General features: G+C 66.1%; 15 protein-coding genes. 6 read left to right on the plus strand and 9 right to left on the minus strand.

Annotated elements, in window-relative coordinates:
- Positions 1–8: 8 nt before the first annotated feature.
- The 3 genes from GU920_RS06150 to GU920_RS06160 form a co-directional block, all read right to left on the minus strand.
- On the minus strand, positions 9–3,113 hold the full coding sequence (locus GU920_RS06150) for a DNA translocase FtsK (protein ID WP_161766048.1): 3,105 nt from the start codon (positions 3,111–3,113) through the stop codon (positions 9–11).
- A gap of 11 nt (positions 3,114–3,124) precedes the next feature.
- A complete protein-coding gene (locus tag GU920_RS06155; protein WP_161766049.1) occupies positions 3,125–4,303 on the minus strand; it encodes an aminotransferase class I/II-fold pyridoxal phosphate-dependent enzyme in 1,179 nt (392 codons plus the stop codon).
- A gap of 134 nt (positions 4,304–4,437) precedes the next feature.
- Positions 4,438–5,769: an amidase gene (locus GU920_RS06160; protein WP_161766050.1), complete on the minus strand. Its 1,332-nt coding sequence runs from the start codon at positions 5,767–5,769 to the stop codon at positions 4,438–4,440.
- 84 nt (positions 5,770–5,853) lie between these two features.
- On the opposite strand from GU920_RS06160, the gene GU920_RS06165 reads away from it, so the two are divergent.
- Positions 5,854–7,083: a UbiH/UbiF/VisC/COQ6 family ubiquinone biosynthesis hydroxylase gene (locus GU920_RS06165; RefSeq protein ID WP_161766051.1), complete on the plus strand. Its 1,230-nt coding sequence runs from the start codon at positions 5,854–5,856 to the stop codon at positions 7,081–7,083.
- Here the strand turns inward: GU920_RS06165 and GU920_RS06170 are convergent.
- The 3 genes from GU920_RS06170 to trxA are packed head-to-tail and all read right to left on the minus strand — an operon-like array spanning position 7,080 to position 8,836.
- Positions 7,080–7,262 carry a Trm112 family protein gene (locus GU920_RS06170; protein ID WP_161766052.1) on the minus strand — a complete coding sequence of 61 codons (183 nt, stop codon included), beginning with the start codon at positions 7,260–7,262 and terminating at the stop codon, positions 7,080–7,082. The genes GU920_RS06165 and GU920_RS06170 overlap by 4 nt on opposite strands.
- Entirely contained in the window at positions 7,259–7,903 is a 645-nt protein-coding gene (locus GU920_RS06175) for an LON peptidase substrate-binding domain-containing protein (protein ID WP_161766053.1), read from the minus strand. The genes GU920_RS06170 and GU920_RS06175 overlap by 4 nt, the downstream gene beginning before the upstream one ends.
- 27 nt (positions 7,904–7,930) lie before the next feature.
- Positions 7,931–8,836 (minus strand): thioredoxin, encoded by a 906-nt coding sequence (trxA, locus tag GU920_RS06180; protein ID WP_161766054.1) that lies wholly within the window; start codon positions 8,834–8,836, stop codon positions 7,931–7,933.
- Between the two features lie 131 nt (positions 8,837–8,967).
- Between trxA and GU920_RS06185 the strand changes: the two genes are divergently transcribed.
- From GU920_RS06185 to rfbA, 5 genes are read left to right on the plus strand one after another with little or no spacing between them, the layout of a single operon-like run.
- Positions 8,968–9,606: an SGNH/GDSL hydrolase family protein gene (locus GU920_RS06185; RefSeq protein WP_161766055.1), complete on the plus strand. Its 639-nt coding sequence runs from the start codon at positions 8,968–8,970 to the stop codon at positions 9,604–9,606.
- Between the two features lie 39 nt (positions 9,607–9,645).
- A complete protein-coding gene (rfbC, locus tag GU920_RS06190; protein ID WP_161766056.1) occupies positions 9,646–10,206 on the plus strand; it encodes a dTDP-4-dehydrorhamnose 3,5-epimerase in 561 nt (186 codons plus the stop codon).
- A complete protein-coding gene (gene rfbB / locus GU920_RS06195) occupies positions 10,203–11,243 on the plus strand; it encodes a dTDP-glucose 4,6-dehydratase (protein WP_161766057.1) in 1,041 nt (346 codons plus the stop codon). The genes rfbC and rfbB overlap by 4 nt, the downstream gene beginning before the upstream one ends.
- On the plus strand, positions 11,240–12,094 hold the full coding sequence (gene rfbD / locus GU920_RS06200; RefSeq protein ID WP_161766058.1) for a dTDP-4-dehydrorhamnose reductase: 855 nt from the start codon (positions 11,240–11,242) through the stop codon (positions 12,092–12,094). Before rfbB ends, rfbD begins: the two co-directional genes overlap by 4 nt.
- Positions 12,091–12,966: a glucose-1-phosphate thymidylyltransferase RfbA gene (gene rfbA, locus GU920_RS06205; RefSeq protein WP_161766059.1), complete on the plus strand. Its 876-nt coding sequence runs from the start codon at positions 12,091–12,093 to the stop codon at positions 12,964–12,966. Before rfbD ends, rfbA begins: the two co-directional genes overlap by 4 nt.
- Positions 12,967–13,129: 163 nt before the next feature.
- Here rfbA and GU920_RS06210 read toward each other — a convergent pair whose 3' ends face one another.
- From GU920_RS06210 to fdhF, 3 genes are read right to left on the minus strand one after another with little or no spacing between them, the layout of a single operon-like run.
- Complete coding sequence (locus tag GU920_RS06210; RefSeq protein ID WP_161766060.1) at positions 13,130–13,366, minus strand: formate dehydrogenase subunit delta; 237 nt, start codon at positions 13,364–13,366, stop codon at positions 13,130–13,132.
- Positions 13,356–14,156, minus strand: a complete 801-nt coding sequence (gene fdhD, locus GU920_RS06215) for a formate dehydrogenase accessory sulfurtransferase FdhD (protein WP_161766061.1) — start codon at positions 14,154–14,156, stop codon at positions 13,356–13,358. The genes GU920_RS06210 and fdhD overlap by 11 nt, the downstream gene beginning before the upstream one ends.
- On the minus strand, positions 14,156–17,035 hold the full coding sequence (gene fdhF / locus GU920_RS06220) for a formate dehydrogenase subunit alpha (RefSeq protein WP_161766062.1): 2,880 nt from the start codon (positions 17,033–17,035) through the stop codon (positions 14,156–14,158). Before fdhF ends, fdhD begins: the two co-directional genes overlap by 1 nt.
- Position 17,036: the final 1 nt, after the last annotated feature.

Below are 17,036 nucleotides of genomic sequence, written 5' to 3' on the forward strand. Positions count from 1 at the left end.
AATGGATTTCAGGCCTCCGGCACCAGAATCTCGCGCTTGCCCACATGGTTCGCGCGGGTCACGACGCCCTGCTCTTCCATCTGCTCCACCAGACGCGCGGCCTTGTTATAGCCGATCCCCAGCTTGCGCTGGATGTAGCTCGTGGAACATTTCCGATCCTTCGCCACGATGGCCACGGCCTGATCATACAGCGCGTCATCCCCGCCGCTTTCCCCGCCCCCAAGGCCGAGGACAAGGTCAATGTCATCCGCACGGTCATCCTCGGGCCCCTCAACGACGCCCGACATATAGGCGGGCGGACCGAAGCTCTTGAGGTGATTGACGATTTCCTCGACCTCTTCATCGCTCACAAACGGCCCGTGAATGCGGGTGATCCGCGCCCCACCCGCCATGTAGAGCATGTCGCCCATCCCCAGCAGCTGCTCCGCCCCCTGTTCGCCAAGGATGGTGCGGCTGTCGATCTTGCTGGTTACCTGGAACGAAATCCGGGTGGGGAAGTTCGCCTTGATCGTGCCGGTGATCACGTCCACCGAAGGCCGCTGCGTCGCCATGATCAGATGGATGCCCGATGCCCGCGCCATCTGCGCCAGACGCTGGATGCAGGCCTCGATCTCCTTGCCCGCGACCATCATCAGATCGGCCATTTCATCAACGATCACAACGATATAGGGCAGGGTGACGGGGGCAAACTCCTCGGTCTCGAAAACCGGCTCGCCGGTATCCTCGTCAAACCCGGTCTGGATCGTGCGCTTGAACATCTCGCCCTTGGCCAGCGCCTCGCGCACCCGGCCGTTATAGCCTTCGATGTTCCGCACGCCCATCTTGGACATCTTGCGATACCGTTCCTCCATCTCGCCCACCACCCATTTCAGGGCGACGACGGCCTTCTTCGGATCCGTCACGACGGGGGAAAGGAGATGCGGAATCCCGTCATAGACCGACAGTTCCAGCATCTTCGGGTCGATCATGATCAGGCGGCATTCCTCGGGCGTCAGCTTGTAGAGAAGCGACAGGATCATCGTGTTGATGGCCACCGACTTGCCCGAACCCGTGGTCCCGGCGATCAGAAGGTGGGGCATCTTGGCAAGGTTCGCCACCACCGGCTCGCCCCCGATATCCTTGCCCAGCGCAAGCGGCAAACGCATGTTGCTGTCGCCAAAGTCCCGCGCCGAAAGGATTTCCCGCAGCACGACCTTTTCGCGATGGGCGTTCGGCAATTCGATCCCGATCACCGTGCGGCCGGGAACCGTGGAAACGCGGGCCGACAGCGCCGACATGGACCGCGCGATGTCATCGGCCAGCCCGATCACGCGGGATGCCTTCAGCCCCGGCGCGGGTTCCAGTTCGTACATCGTCACCACAGGGCCGGGGCGGACACTGACGATCTCGCCCTTCACGCCGTAATCATCCAGCACGCTTTCCAGCATGCGGGCGTTTTCTTCCAGCGCCTCATCCGACAGGGCGGAACGCTCTGCCTTGACCGGCGCGGTCAGCAGCGACAGGGGCGGCAGTTCATAGACGGATTGCGTGTCTTCAAAGCGCAGGCGCGGCTGCGCCTCTGCCATGGCCTGACGCGACGGGGCGACCGGCTTTTTCGCCACATGCTGCACGACAGGGCGGCGGTCGGCCACCACAGCCGCGCGCGGGGCCGGGGCGGCGATGTAGTCCGGCTCGATCTCATCATCGAATTCGGGCGACCAATCCTCGGCCAGTTCATCGCGGAACATGTTTTCTGCGGTCGGCCAGTCCTCGGCCTCTGCCTCGGGCACCTGTGCGGGATTGGAAACGGGCATGGGCATGTCCATGCCTCGCAGCGCGGCGCCAAGCGGCGGCACGACAGGGGCGGCCGCGACGGCCCCGGCAAAGACCGGCGGTTCGGGCGGCAGGGGCAAGGATGCGGCCTGCGGCTCGGGCTTGAAGATCAGCGGCTGCGGGCCGCGCCGCAGGGCGGGCTCGCGCCGCGCAACGGCGGCCTGCACCGCCGAAACAGGGCCGCCGGGGTTGCGGATGCGCGACTTGATCACATCCGAGATGCGGGCGCGGATCCGATCCTCGTCAGGCTGGAAGTCGTCGGCATAGGCGATATGGGCAGGTTCCACCAGTTCCGGCTCGGGCTCGGCCAGACGGCGCATCAGGTTAGGCATGCGGGCCAGAAGGCCAAGCTTTTCCCGCGGCGGCGCGTAATGCGGCGCCTCGGCCAAGGGCGCGGCATAGCGCGGCTCGGCCCTCAGTTGCACCGGGCGGCCCCAATCGGCAGAGCCCTGTGCCGGGGGTGCGGCGGGTTCGGGCATCGGGCGGCGGACCATGCCGCCGCGCGGCAGCGGCTGCGGTTCGGCCATCGCCGGGGCGTTCATGGGGGCATTCATGGGGGCGTGGCGGCGCGCGTCGGCCGCCTGCTGGCGCATTGCCATCGTGGCGCGGCGGCGATCCTGCATCGCTTGCGCCGCGCGGGCGGTGGATTGCGCGCCACGACCGGCCAGCGCCATGCCCTGCGAATAGGCCAGCACCGATCCCACCATCAGGAAACGCCCGATCTGGCGCAGCTCGGGCAGGTCGAACCCGGTCACGAACAGAAGCATGGCGATCATGCCCAGCCCGACCAGCAGCGACACGATCTTCAGGCTGATCCCGGCACCGCCCGGCACGATCCCGATCAAGGCGCCCAGCACCGTATCGCCGAACAGGCCACCCAGACCAAAGGAATGGGGCCAGCCCGCACCCGGCACGAGCGACGCAGCATAGACCGAACACATCGCCACCGCGATCACCGCGAACACGATCCGGCCCAACGCCCGTTCCGACCCGCGATGCAGCAGGAACCGCAGCCCCCACGCCCCGATGATCAGCGGCACAGCCCAGACACCACGCCCCGCGATGATGATCAGCGTCGAAGACAGCGCCGCGCCGAAACGGCCCAGCGCGTTCTTGGCCGGTTCATCGGTCGCCACCATCCAGCCCGGATCATCCGGCGAATAGGTCCACAGCATCAGCACGAAACAGAACGAGACGACCAGCAGCACCAGCCCCAAAAGCTCGCGCCCGCGCCGTTCCAGCATCGCCTGCATGTTCTGATCCAGAAGGGGATCCCGCTGCCGCGCCTGATAGGATGCCATACTGTCGTCCCTCACCCATATAGGCAGTCGCGAAGCCGGATCAGGCCGCGCTGCATCTCGTCTTTTGGGGCCACCAAGGCGACCCGGATATATCCCTTGCCGGGGTTCTGCCCCCCAGCGTCGCGCGAAAGATAGGCGCCGGGCAGGACGCGCACGCCCGCCTGCTGCCACAGCTTCAGCGCTGCCGCCTCGCCATCTTCGACCGGCAGCCAGAGGAAGAAGCCGCCTTCGGGGTTCTGGAACCCCTGCACGCCGGCGAAAACCTCATCCGCGATGCGGAACTTTTCCTGATAGAGCGCCAGATTGGCCGCCACATGCGCCTCATCACCCCAGGCGCGTTCGCTGACGCGCTGGATGGGCAGGGGCAGCGGCGCACCGGCAAAGGCGCGCAACTGGCGGATACGGGCGATGCTCTGCACCCCACCCGCGACGAAACCCGACCGCAGGCCCGGCAGGTTCGACCGCTTGCTCAGGGAGTGGAACACGCAGAGCCGCTCAGGGTCCGCGCCGATCTCTTGCGCCACCTCCAGCCCGCCCGGGGGCGGCGCATCGCGCCAGATCTCGGAATAACATTCGTCGGACAGGACGCGGAAATCATGCGTCTCGGCCAGCCGCAGCAGCGTTGCCAGATAGGCGCGCGACGCGATCGCCCCCTGCGGATTGGCGGGCGAGCAGAGATAGGCAATCGCCGTGCGATCCAGCACCTCGCGCGGCAGGGCGGCGTAATCGGGCAAAAACCCGGTCGCCGCCGTGGCCAGCACATAGACAGGCTCTGCCCCCATCGCCAGCGCGGCCACTGCATAGACCTGATAGAACGGGTTCGGCATGAGGACGACCGGCCGCTTGCCGCCCTTGGTTTCCGGGCACAGCGCGACGGCGGCGTTGAACAGCCCCTCGCGCGTGCCGTTCAGCACCATCAGCCGCTCCTCGCCCAGCGTCACGCCATAGCGGCGCGCGATCCAGCCCGAAATCGCGGCCAAAAGCTCGGGCGTGCCATCGTTCGGCGGGTAGATGCCAAAGCCTGCGTTGTTCTCGGCCAGGACGGGCGCCACGAAATCCGGCATCGGATGGCGCGGCTCGCCGATCGTCATGGTAATGGGATCGGCCCCCGGCGCGTGGGGGTCGAGCAATTTCCGCAAACGCGGAAATGCGTAATCCGGCAGGCTCGAAAACCGCTCAGGAAACTGCATTCATGCCTCAATATCGGGGTCGTATCGCCCCGTTTGGTGTCACGATAACCAACCGGCGCGCGGCGGTCCAGAAAAAGGCAAGCGTCGGGGCCACTTGGCCCGGGCGGCTGTGGCTTTTCCGACCCGTCCGCCGCCTAGCGCAGCGCGCGCGATGCCGCCGCGCCCAACCGCAAGAGGCGCTCTTCCTGCAGGGGCGCGCCCAGAAAACTGATCCCGCAGGATGGCTGCATCGTCGGCAGCGTCAGCCCGCACAGCCCCATCAGGTTGCCGATCCGGGTATTGCGCAAGGCGAGCAGGTTTTCGGTCACATAGTAATTGTCATCCGTCATCAGCCGATCCGCCTGCGGTGGCAGGATGGGCGATGTGGGCAGGATCACTGCGTCATAGGCCGCCGTCCTGTCTGCCCACAGCTTGCGCAGCACCTCCAGCCGCCGCCAGCCGGCGACGTAATCCGCGCCAGAGAAGGCCGCGCCGGACCGGAACCGTTCGAGGATGCGGGGAAACATCTTCTGCGGGGCCGCTTCGATTGCGTCACGCCAGATCCCATAAGCCTCGGCCGTGAACAGTGCTGCGGCGAGACCCATCGCCTCGGCCACCTCGGGGATCTTGGCGTGGTGCAGGGTGGCCCCCGCCGCCGAAAGGCGGGCGCAGGCATCCTCAAACCCTTGCGCAGGCCTGTCGCGCAGATCGTCCAGCGCCACGGTTTCCAGCACCAGAAGCCGCGCGCCCGACAGGCTTGCCCCGCCCAGATCGGTGGGCCGCCCGCCCTCCATCGCTGCCAGAAGATGGGCGCAATCCTCTACCGTCCGGGCAATCGGCCCCACCGTATCGAACCTTTCGCACAGCGGCACCGCGCCGCGCAGCGACAGGCGGCCCGCCGTCGTCTTCAACCCCACCAGATCGTTCCACGCGGCCGGGATGCGTACCGATCCGCCCGTGTCGGATCCGATCGCCGCCGGGGCCAACCCATAGGCGACCGAAGCCGCCGCCCCCGAGGATGACCCGCCCGGAACCGCCGCTTCGTCATTGATGCAGGGCGGCGTGGCCGTCACAGGGTTCAGGCCAAGGCCGGAAAAGGCCAGTTCCGACATATGCGTCTTGCCAAGACAGACCAGCCCGCTTTGCGTGGCCACTTCCAGCACCTCGGCATCGCGGGCGGGGGTGCGGCCTTTCAGAAGCGCCGATCCCGCCTCGGTCGGCACGCCTGCCGTATCGAACAGGTCTTTCCAGCTGACCGGCACACCATCCAGAAGGCCGCGCCGAAAGCCGCGCCGGGCGCGGCCATGGGCGGCCATCGCCTCGGCCCGGGCGCGGGTGGCGGTCAGGCGCGCATAGATCCGGTCAGCATGGGGGTGGCGGTTGATCGCCTCAAGATGCAGTTCGGCCAGATCGACGGGGTTGATCCGCCCGGCCCCGATCTCGCGCCCCAGTTCCGCTGCCGTCAGGTTCTGCCAGCTTTTCGCCATGCGCCCTTGCCCCCCTCGTTTCACAAGGACCGTAGCGGCAAGGCGGCGCATGGACAATCCCGCCCGCCCGGCCATATTTGGCCCATGACACCCGATGCCGATATCCTGATCGTTGGCGGTGGCCTGAACGGCCCCGCGCTTGCCCTTGCCCTTGCCCAAGGGGGCCTGCGCGTGGCCGTGATCGACAACCGCCCTGCCCCGGCGCGCGCCGAGGCGGGTTTCGACGGGCGGGCCTATGCGCTGGCCATCGCGTCCAAACGGTTGCTGACGGTGACAGGCATCTGGCCGCGCGTCGGCGACAAGGCCCAGCCGATCCACAAGATCAAGGCAACCGACGGGCTGGCCGGTCAGGGCCCGGCGCCGTTCTTCCTGACCTTCGACGCCGCCGAGATCGAGGAAGGCCCCATGGGCTTTCTTCTGGAGGACCGCTTCCTCTACGCCGCGTTCTGGCAGGCGATGGCCGAGACGCCGAACATCACCCTCTTGTCAGGGGAAAACGTGGTGGCGCAGGAGACGGGCGCGCAGGGCGCATCCGTCACGCTGGCCAGCGGCAAGACGCTGACCGGGCGGCTTTTGGTGGGGTGCGACGGGCGCGGCAGCGGCACCGCCGCGCGGGCCGGCATCCGGCGCGTGGGTTGGGGCTATGGCCAGACCGCGCTGGTGACCGCGATCCGGCACGACGGCGACCATCAGGGGATCGCACATCAATTCTTCATGCCCGAAGGTCCGCTTGCCATCCTGCCGCTGAAGGGCGGGCACCATTCCAGCATCGTCTGGAGCGAGACCACCGAAAATGCCGCGCGGATTCAGGCCCTGCCGGATGCGGACTATCTGGCCGCGCTGCGCCCGCGTTTCGGCGATTTTCTGGGCGAGATCGCGCTGGCCGGGGACCGCTTCACCTATCCCTTGTCGCTGTCACTGGCCGAGCGCTTCATCGCGCCGCGCGTGGCGCTGGTGGGCGATGCCGCTCATGGCGTGCATCCCATCGCCGGGCAGGGGTTGAACCTTGGCCTGCGCGACGTTGGTGCCTTGGCGCAGGTGGCGATCGAGGCCGCCCGTCGGGGCGAAGATATCGGCAGCCAGACAACGCTCGAGGCCTATCAGCGCTGGCGCCGCTTTGATGCCACGACGCTGGCGCTGGGGATGGATACGGTCAACCGGCTGTTTTCCAACGACAACCCGATCCTGCGCGCGGGGCGCGACCTTGGCCTTGGCATCGTGAACGCCCTGCCGGGCCTGCGCCGCCGGTTCATCCGGCAGGCGGCGGGGTTGCAGGGCGATCTGCCGCGCCTCTTGGCCGGGCAGGCGATCTAGTCGATCTTCCGCGCCTCGCCCACCAGCATGATGGGGATGCCGTCGCGGATGGGAAAGGCCAGCGCCGCCGCCTTGGAGACAAGCTCCTGCCGGTCCGCATCATAGGTCAGCGCGGCCTGCGTGACGGGGCAGACCAGCGCCTCCAGCATGCGGCGGTCGATCACGGTGGCGTCGGTCATTGCATCATCTCATCACCCGAACCGCCGCGCAGGGCGAATTCGATCAGTGTGACCAGCGTTTCGCGCCGGGTGGTCAGTGACGGCGCCTCCAGCAGCGCCTGCTTGTCCTCGGGGCTGAAGGGGCAAAGCATGGAGAGCGAATTGATCAGCAACTCCGTCTCGGCCTCCTTGAGGCTGGACCAGTCAGTGGACAGGTTCATCGCGGTGAAATACCGCCCCAGCAGCGCGAGGAAATCCGCGCGCTGGAAACCTTGGTCTTCCTCCACCGGGCCAAGATCGCGCTGGAACCCCGCCCAATCCACCGTGCAGCGGCGATAGGGCGTGAAGCCCTGCACCTCTTCGCGCACACGAAAGCGCGACACACCCGCCAGCGTGATCATGTAGCGCCCATCATCGGTTTCCGAAAAACCGGTCAGACGGCCCGCACAGCCGATGGCATTCAGCCGCTTTTCGCCCGTTCCCGGCACCTCGCGCGGCTGGATCATGCCGATCAGGCGATGCTTGGTCTTCATGCAATCCTCGATCATCGCCAGATAGCGCGGTTCAAAGATGTGCAGGGGCAGTCGGCCACGGGGCAACAGCAATGCTCCGGGCAGCGGGAAGACGGCGATCGTTTCCGGCAGGTCGGTCACTTTCATCATGACTGTGGACTTAGGCCGCCCCGGGGATCAGGCAAATATCATCGACGAAAGCCTGCGCCGGCCCTTCAGAACGATGGGATCGGTGGGCTTGAGCGCGTCGAAGATCGTCATCAACTGCGCCTTGGCGGCGCCGTCGTTCCATTCCCGGTCCAGCCGGAACAGATCGAGCAAGGCATCCACTGCCTCATCCACCTTGCCGGCGGCGTGCAGCGCCAGCGCAAGATCGAACCGCGCCTGCCGGTTCTGGGGGTCCGCCTCGACCGCGGCACGCAATTCCTGCTCCGGCCCCGCACTGGCGGCCTGCCGCGCCAGTTCCAGTTGCGCCCGCGCGGCCTCGATCTCCTTGGCGCGGGCCATGGCGGCGGGGGTGGCACCCAGCATCGCCTCGGCCTCGTCCAACTGGCCCAGCGCCAGATGGCAGCGGATCATCCCGGCATAGGCGACGGCGTTCTCCGGTTCTTCGCCCAGAATTGCGGCGAAGGTTTCGGCGGCATCGGCCACCGCACCCTCGGCCAACATCTGCTCGGCGGCTTCCAGCGCCTCGGCCAATCCACCATCATCGCCGGTCAGGGCGGAAAGCTTGTCGACGAAGACCTTGATCTCCGACGCCGGGATCGCACCTTGGAAGCCATCCACCGGCTGGCCCTGCCAGAAGGCATAGACCGTGGGGATCGACTGGATCCGCAGCTGCGCGGCGATCATCTGGTTCTTGTCGACATCGACCTTTACCATCCGCACCTTGCCCTTGGCGGCCTTGACCGCCGCCTCCAGCGCGGGGCCCAGCGTGCGGCACGGACCGCACCATGTGGCCCAGAAATCGACGATCACAGGCACCTCGCGGCTGGCCTCGATCACATCCTGCATGAAGGTTGCTTCGGTGCCGTCCTTGATCAGGTCGCCCTGCGGCATCGTCTTTTCTTCCATACCGAACATCGCAATCCCCGTCGCGTCGCTGTCGCCGCCCTTATATGCGCGCCGGGGATGCAAAGGCCAAGGGGCAAAGCCGCTTTACCTGCGGCGATGCGCGCCATAGCCTGCGCCCCGATCCCGACCAAGGAGCCGAAATGCCCGTTCTTCTGACCTTTGGCGACAGCAACACCCATGGCACTCCACCGATCATCGACCGCGCCGAATACCGCCGCTTCGGCCCGGGCATCCGCTGGCCGACGGTGACGCAGGCCGCGCTTGGCGCGGGCTGGGACCTGGTCGAGGAAGGCCTGCCCGGCCGCACCGCGCAATATGACGACCCGGTGATGGGGGCCATCATGAACGGCCGCCCGGCCCTGCGCATGGCGCTGCAATCCCATGGCCCGATCGACGTGATGACGCTGATGCTTGGCACGAATGACGTGAAGACACGGTTCGCGACATCGCCCGAGCAGGTGGTGGCGGGGGTGGCCGGGCTGATCGACGTGGCGCAGTCGCTGGAATATCAGACGCGCCATGGCGGCTTCCGCATCCTGCTGATCTGCCCGCCCCCCGTGGTGGAAACCGGGCCGATCCGGCTGGAATTCTGGGGCGGCGCGGCGCGGTCACAGGCGCTGGCCCCGCTCTATGCCGATCTGGCGCAATCGCGCGGGGTGGGTTTTCTGGATGCGGGACAGGTGATTTCCGTTAGCCCCGTCGATGGCGTCCATTTTGACGAATCTGCCCATGCCAAGCTTGGCCACGCCGTGGCAGATGCCATCAAGGCGCTGATCTAATGCCCAAATCCTGCCCTTAAGAGATGCGACCTGCTGCCCATGATGATTGAACCCACAGATTTGCCCGGTGTCCTGATCCTGACCCCGCAGCGCTTTGGCGATGCACGGGGGTGGTTCACCGAAACATGGAACGCCGCGCGCATGGCATCGGCGGGCCTCGATCTTGCCTTCGTGCAGGACAACCATTCCTTCTCGGCCCAGGTCGGCACGCTGCGCGGCCTGCATTATCAGGCCCCGCCCCGCGCGCAGGACAAACTGGTCCGCTGCTCCCGCGGTGCGATCCGCGACATCGCGGTGGACGTGCGCCGGGGATCACCCAGCTATGGCCGTTGGGTCGCCGTGGACCTGACGCCAGAGAATGGGCGTCAGCTGCTGGTCCCCAAGGGTTTTCTCCACGGCTTCGTCACGCTGCTGCCCGATACCGAGGTGCAGTACAAATGCACCGATGTCTATGCGCCGGATTGCGATGGCGCGGTGCGGTGGGATTCGCTTGGCATCGACTGGGGCCTGACGGCCGATCCTGTCCTGTCTGCCAAGGACACCGCCGCCCCCGCCTTTGCCGACTGGACCTCACCCTTTGCCTATGAAGGTGCTGCATGAAGATTCTTGTGACGGGTGGTGCGGGATTCATCGGATCCGCCGTCGTCCGGCTGGCCATCGCGCGGGGACATTCGATCGTGAATGTCGATACGCTGACCTATGCCGCCTGCCTTGAAAACGTGGCCTCGGTCGGAAACGCGCCGGGCTATGCCTTTGAAAAGGCCGATATCCGCGACCGCGCCGCGATGGACCGCATCCTTGCCGCGCACGATCCCGACGCCGTGATGCACCTTGCGGCCGAAAGCCATGTCGACCGGTCAATCGACGGGCCGTCGGATTTCATCGAAACCAATGTGAACGGCACATTCACGCTGCTGGAGGCAACGCGGGCCTTCTGGCAGGCCAAGGGGCGGCCCGCCGATTTCCGCTTCCACCACATCTCCACCGACGAGGTCTTCGGATCGCTCGGCCCCACCGGCAAGTTCACCGAAGACACGCCCTATGATCCGCGCAGCCCCTATTCGGCCTCGAAGGCGGCGTCCGATCACCTTGTCCGGGCGTGGCACGAAACCTATGGCCTGCCGGTGGTCCTGACGAATTGTTCCAACAATTACGGCCCCTTCCACTTTCCCGAAAAGCTGATCCCGGTGGTGATCCTGAACGCGCTGGCGGGCAAGCCCATCCCCGTCTACGGCAAGGGCGAAAACGTGCGCGACTGGCTTTATGTCGAAGATCACGCCGATGCCCTGCTGACCGTGCTTGAGAAGGGTCCGGTCGGGCGCAGCTACAACATCGGCGGCGAGAATGAGGCGCGCAACATCGACATCGTCCGCACCATCTGCGCCCTGCTCGACGAGATGCAGCCAGCGGGCGCGCCGCATGACCGGCTGATCACCTTCGTGACCGACAGGCCCGGGCATGACCTGCGCTATGCCATTGATCCCACGCGCATCCGCACCGAACTGGGCTGGCGCCCGTCGGTGACGCTGGAAGAAGGCCTGCGCCGCACCGTGCGCTGGTATCTCGACAACGAGGCGTGGTGGCGCCCCCTTCAGGCGCGGCAGGGCGTCGGGCAAAGGCTGGGGGTCAAGGCGTGAAGCTTCTGGTCTTTGGGCAAACCGGGCAGGTGGCCCGGGAACTGGCCCGCAGGTTGCCCGCGGGGGCCGAGGCGGTGTTCTTGGGCCGTGACCGGGCCGACCTAAGCGATCCCGCCGCCTGCGCCGCTGCCGTTGCGGCACATCCGGCAGATGCCGTGATCAACGCCGCCGCATGGACGGCGGTGGACAAGGCCGAGGCAGAGGAGAACGCGGCCACCGTGGTGAACGGCGAAAGCCCGGGCGCCATGGCGCGGGCCTGCGCGGCGCGGGGCCTGCCGTTCCTGCACATCTCGACCGATTATGTTTTTGATGGGCAGGGCAGCGCAGCCTTCACCCCCGATCACCCGACCGCGCCGCTGAACGCCTATGGCCGGTCAAAGCTGGCGGGGGAAAACGCGATCCGGGCCAGCGGTGCGCGGCACCTGATCCTGCGGACAAGCTGGGTGGTGTCGGCGCATGGCCAGAACTTCGTGAAAACCATGCTGCGGCTCGGGGCGGAACGGGCCAGCCTGAACGTCGTGGCCGATCAGATCGGGGGCCCAACCCCCGCTGCCGCCATTGCCGACACGCTGTTCGTGGCGGCAACGGCGCTTTGCGACGGTGCGGCTGGCGGGACGCATCATTTCGCGGGCGCGCCCGATACCAGCTGGGCCGATTTCGCCCGCGCCATCATGGCAGACGCCGGACTGGACTGCACGATCAACGATATTCCGTCATCGGCCTATCCCACCCCCGCCGCGCGCCCGCGCAACTCGCGGCTCGATTGTTCCCGCCTGACCGAAAGCTACGGCATCCCCCGGCCCGACTGGCATCAGGGCCTTGCCGACATCCTCAAGGAGCTTCGCACATGACCAGACGCAAAGGGATCCTGCTGGCCGGCGGATCAGGCACGCGGCTCTGGCCCATCACGATGGGCGTGTCAAAGCAGTTGCTGCCGATCTATGACAAGCCGATGATCTACTACCCGCTTTCGGTGCTGATGCTGGGCGGTATCCGCGACATCGCAATCATCACCACGCCGGAAGATCAGGCGCAATTCCAAAGGCTTATGGGCGATGGGGGCCAGTGGGGCCTGTCCTTCACCTATATCGTCCAGCCCTCGCCCGACGGGTTGGCGCAGGCCTATCTTCTGGCGCGCGACTTCCTTGCCGGGGCGCCGTCGGCCATGGTTCTGGGCGACAACATCTTTTTCGGCCACGGCTTGCCGCAGGCGCTGGCCACGGCGGATGCGCAGGCGACGGGGGGCACCGTCTTTGGCTACCGCGTCGCCGATCCTGAACGCTATGGGGTGGTGGATTTCGATACCGATGGACAGGTCCGCGCGATCATCGAAAAGCCGGCGCAGCCGCCTTCGAACTATGCGGTGACCGGGCTTTACTACCTTGACGGGCGCGCGCCAGAGCTTGCCGAAAGCATCCGCCCCTCGGCGCGGGGCGAACTGGAAATCGTTGATCTGCTTGAAAAATACCGCGCCGAAGGGTCCCTTCAGGTGGAACTCATGGGGCGCGGCTATGCTTGGCTGGATACAGGAACGCATGGGTCCCTGCTGGATGCCGGGAACTTCGTGCGCACCCTGACCGACCGGCAGGGATTGCAGGTGGGCAGCCCGGATGAAATCGCCTGGCGGGCCGGTTTCATCACCCGCGACGATCTGCTCAAGCGGGCAGAAACCTTCCGCAAGAATGATTACGGGCGCTACCTGCTGGGGATCGCGTCCGAGTAATCACCCGGTCAGCACGGGGTGCAGACGGCCAGTGCAGCAAAGCGTCTGCACGCCGCGCCCCCCGTCTTCAGGCCGCGTTAAGGTTAACGCCCCCTGCACACAGAGGAGGCGCGCAGGCGGCCCGCGACTGAAGGGGAACGCGGCGGAACGCCGCTCCGCCGGATCAGGCGTGTTCGGGGGTGGGACGGCGGATGCTGCACGTGGCTTCCAGCACCAGCGGGCGCAGGCCCGCGCCACCGGCATCCACCACCTCGAACAGGTACCGCCGCATCCGGGGTTCCCAGAAATCGTTGATATGGGCGGCGATGCCCGCCACGCCTTCGGCATGGGGCTTGGATTCGAAGAATTTCGAAATCTGGTTCGCCATGTAGATCAGCTTTTCATGCGCATCAGCGGACATGGGCGGTCTCCATCAGTCGGTCGGAATGGGTGAAAACCTCGAACCGGTCAGGCCGGGCGAGGGCGATCAGGGTCAGACCCGCCTCTTCGGCAAGGTCCACGGCAGGGGCCGTGGGGGCCGACACGGCGATCAGGATCGGTGCGCCAAGGGCGCAGACCTTCTGCACCATGTCGATGGACACACGGCTGGTCAGCACCACTGCGCCCTGGGCATAGCCTGCGCGGATCACATGGCCTGCCAGCTTGTCCAGCGCGTTGTGGCGGCCCACGTCTTCGCGGGCCACGACGATGCCTTCCGCCGTCCAATAGGCGGCGCAATGGGCGGCGCGGGTGTAGTCGTGCAGCGGCTGCCGATCGGTCAGCGCGGCCACCGCCCGCATCACCTGCGCGGGCGTCATGCGCAGGGGGGATGGCGCGATCTGTGCCACGGGGCGCATGGCCTGTTCGATGCTGTCGATCCCGCAGAGGCCACACCCCACCGGCCCCGCCATGCTGCGGCGGCGCGCGGCAAGGCGCTGTTCGGCATCGTCCCTCAGCCAGATCTGCACGTCGATCCCGTCACCGGCGGGGACGATCTCGACACTGTCGATCTGATCGGGGGTGGCGATGCCTTCGGTCAGGGCGAAGCCATAGGCGAAATCCACCAGATCATCCGGCGTGGCCATCATCACCGCCTGCGTGGACCCGTTGAAGGAGAGCGCGACCGCCACCTCTTCGGGCAGGGGGCGCGACCCCTGCTCGATGCCGCCAGAGGCAAAGCTCAGGCGCGGAAGGCGGCGGGCGGTCTCCATCACTCGGCCGCCAGGATGCGGCGCGAGGCTTCGGCCTGTGCGGCGTATTCCTCTTGCCATTCGGTGGGCCCGTTGGAGGGCGACACCTGCACCGCTGTCACCTTGTATTCCGGGCAGTTGGTCGCCCAGTCCGAGAAATCGGTGGTGATGACATTGGCCTGCGTCGTCGGGTGGTGGAAGGTCGTGTAGACCACACCGGGCGAGACGCGATCCGTGATCTTGGCCCGCAGCGAGGTTTCGCCAGAGCGGGACGCAAGTTTCACGAATTGCCCATCGCGCACGCCGCGCAGTTCGGCATCATGGGGGTGGATTTCCAGCACATCCTCGGCATGCCAGACGACATTCTCCGTCCGCCGCGTCTGCGCGCCCACGTTGTATTGCGACAGGATCCGCCCTGTCGTCAGCAGCAGCGGGAAGCGCGGGCCGGTCTTTTCATCCGTCGCCACATATTCGGTGACGATGAACTTGCCCTTGCCGCGCACGAACCCGTCGATGTGCATCAGCGGCGTGCCTTCCGGCGCCTTCTCATTGCAGGGCCATTGCACCGATCCCAGTTCTTCCAGCCGCTCATAGCTGACGCCCGCGAAGGACGGGGTCAGCAGGGCGATTTCGTCCATGATCTGGGACGGGTGGGTATAGTGCCAGTCGGCGCCCATGGCTTGGGCGAACATCTGCGTCACTTCCCAATCGGCATAGCCCTGACGGGGCGCCATCACCTTGCGCACGCGGTTGATGCGGCGTTCGGCATTGGTGAAGGTGCCGTCTTTTTCCAGGAAGGAGGAACCGGGGAAGAAGACATGGGCATAGTTTGCCGTCTCGTTCAGGAAGAGGTCGTGAACGATGACGCAATCCATCGCCGCAAGGCCCGCCGCCACATGTTTCGTGTCGGGGTCGGATTGCAGGATGTCTTCACCCTGGCAGTACAGGCCCTTAAAGGTGCCTTCCACCGCCGCATCCAGCATGTTGGGGATGCGCAGGCCGGGTTCGTTGTCGATCTTCACGCCCCAGAGGGATTCAAAGACTTCACGGACCTGATCGTTCTTCACATGCCGATAGCCGGGCAGTTCGTGCGGGAATGACCCCATGTCGCAGGAGCCTTGCACGTTGTTCTGCCCGCGCAGCGGGTTCACGCCCACGCCGGGGCGGCCGACATTGCCCGTCAGCATGGCAAGGTTGGCGATGCCGATGACGGTGGTGGAGCCTTGGGAATGTTCCGTCACGCCAAGGCCGTAATAGATCGCCCCATTGCCGCCCTTGGCATAAAGCCGGGCCGCGGCGCGCAGTTCATCCGCCTTCACGCCGGTCAGGAATTGCGTGGCTTCGGGCGAATGGCGGGGGTCAGAGACAAATTCGGCATAATCCTGGAATTCATCCCAGTCGCAGCGGTCACGGATGAAGGCCTCATCAAACAGGCCTTCGGTGACGATGACATGGGCCAGCGCGGTGACCACGGCCACATTGGTGCCCGGCGTCAGGGCCAGGTGTTGGGCGGCCCGAATGTGGGCGGAGTTATCGACAAGGTCGATGCGGCGCGGGTCGATCACGATCAGCTTGGCGCCTTGCCGCAGCCGCTTCTTCAGGCGGCTGGCAAAGACCGGGTGGCCGTCGGTCGGGTTCGCGCCGATCAGGATGACGACATCGGTCTGTTCGACGCTGTCGAAATCCTGCGTGCCGGCGCTGGTGCCGAAGGTCTGGCCCAGACCGTATCCGGTGGGCGAATGGCAGACGCGGGCGCAGGTGTCGGTGTTGTTGTTCTGGAACACCGCACGGGTCAGTTTCTGGACGAGATAGGCCTCTTCATTCGTGCAGCGGGACGAGGTGATGACGCCCACCGAATGACGCCCGTATTTCGCGATGATGCCTTTCATGCGGTTGGAGGCGAATTCCATCGCCTCGGCCCATGTCACCTCTTGCCACGGGTCGTTGATGCTGTCGCGGATCATGGGCGACAGGATGCGGTCCTTGTGGCTGGCATAGCCATAGGCGAAGCGGCCCTTGACGCAGGAATGGCCACGGTTGGCCTTGCCGTGCTTGTAGGGCGTCATGCGGACCAGTTCATCGCCGCGCATTTCCGCCTTGAAAGAGCAGCCGACGCCGCAATAGGCGCAGGTGGTGATGACCGACCGGTCGGGGGTGCCGATGTCGATGACGGATTTCTCTTGCAGGGTGCCGGTCGGGCAGGCCTGCACGCAGGCCCCGCAGGAGACGCAGTCGGAGGTGAGGGCCGTGTCGGTCTTGGCGCCGAAGGACACGCGGCTGTCGAAGCCGCGGCCTTCGATCGTCAGGGCGAAGGTGCCCTGGATTTCCTCGCAGGCGCGGACGCAGCGCGAACAGACGATGCATTTCGCCGGGTCATAGGCGAAGTAGGGGTTGGAGTCGTCCTTGGGCAGCCAGTTGGGGTTCTTTTCGCCCGAGGTGTTGCGAACCTCGAAATGGTTTTCGCCCGCCTCATAGCGCACGTCGCGCAGGCCGACGGCGCCTGCCATGTCCTGCAATTCGCAATCGCCATTGGCGGCGCAGGTCAGGCAGTCGAGCGGGTGGTCGGAGATATAAAGCTCCATCACGCCACGGCGCAGCTGTTTCAGCTTGGCATTCTGGGTGTGGACCTTGATCCCCGGGGCGACAGGCGTCGTGCAAGAGGCGGGGGTGCCGTTGCGGCCTTCGATTTCCACAAGGCAAAGGCGGCAGGAGCCGAAGGCATCGAGGCTGTCGGTCGCGCAGAGTTTCGGGACGGAGATCCCGATTTCGGCGGCGGCGCGCATGATGGAGGTGCCTTCGGGGACCGTGACGTCGAAGCCGTCGATGGTGAGGGTCACCATGGCCTTGGATTTCGCGGCGGGTGTGCCGAAATCGCGGTCGGGGATGATGAAGTCTTTCATC

The sequence above is a fragment of the Paragemmobacter ruber genome (assembly GCF_009908315.1).
Classification (GTDB): Bacteria; Pseudomonadota; Alphaproteobacteria; order Rhodobacterales; family Rhodobacteraceae; genus Paragemmobacter; species Paragemmobacter ruber.

Bases quoted from the DNA above. Each gene is read 5' to 3' on its own strand.
- trxA (WP_161766054.1), bottom strand. From the start codon at position 8,836: ATGTTCGGTATGGAAGAAAAGACGATGCCGCAGGGCGACCTGATCAAG.
- GU920_RS06155 (WP_161766049.1), bottom strand. From the start codon at position 4,303: ATGCAGTTTCCTGAGCGGTTTTCGAGCCTGCCGGATTACGCATTTCCG.
- GU920_RS06210 (WP_161766060.1), bottom strand. From the start codon at position 13,366: ATGTCCGCTGATGCGCATGAAAAGCTGATCTACATGGCGAACCAGATT.
- GU920_RS06160 (WP_161766050.1), bottom strand. From the start codon at position 5,769: ATGGCGAAAAGCTGGCAGAACCTGACGGCAGCGGAACTGGGGCGCGAG.
- rfbB (WP_161766057.1), top strand. From the start codon at position 10,203: ATGAAGATTCTTGTGACGGGTGGTGCGGGATTCATCGGATCCGCCGTC.
- GU920_RS06150 (WP_161766048.1), bottom strand. From the start codon at position 3,113: ATGGCATCCTATCAGGCGCGGCAGCGGGATCCCCTTCTGGATCAGAAC.
- rfbC (WP_161766056.1), top strand. From the start codon at position 9,646: ATGATGATTGAACCCACAGATTTGCCCGGTGTCCTGATCCTGACCCCG.
- GU920_RS06185 (WP_161766055.1), top strand. From the start codon at position 8,968: ATGCCCGTTCTTCTGACCTTTGGCGACAGCAACACCCATGGCACTCCA.
- GU920_RS06170 (WP_161766052.1), bottom strand. From the start codon at position 7,262: ATGACCGACGCCACCGTGATCGACCGCCGCATGCTGGAGGCGCTGGTC.
- GU920_RS06175 (WP_161766053.1), bottom strand. From the start codon at position 7,903: ATGATGAAAGTGACCGACCTGCCGGAAACGATCGCCGTCTTCCCGCTG.
- GU920_RS06165 (WP_161766051.1), top strand. From the start codon at position 5,854: ATGACACCCGATGCCGATATCCTGATCGTTGGCGGTGGCCTGAACGGC.
- fdhD (WP_161766061.1), bottom strand. From the start codon at position 14,156: ATGGAGACCGCCCGCCGCCTTCCGCGCCTGAGCTTTGCCTCTGGCGGC.
- fdhF (WP_161766062.1), bottom strand. From the start codon at position 17,035: ATGAAAGACTTCATCATCCCCGACCGCGATTTCGGCACACCCGCCGCG.
- rfbA (WP_161766059.1), top strand. From the start codon at position 12,091: ATGACCAGACGCAAAGGGATCCTGCTGGCCGGCGGATCAGGCACGCGG.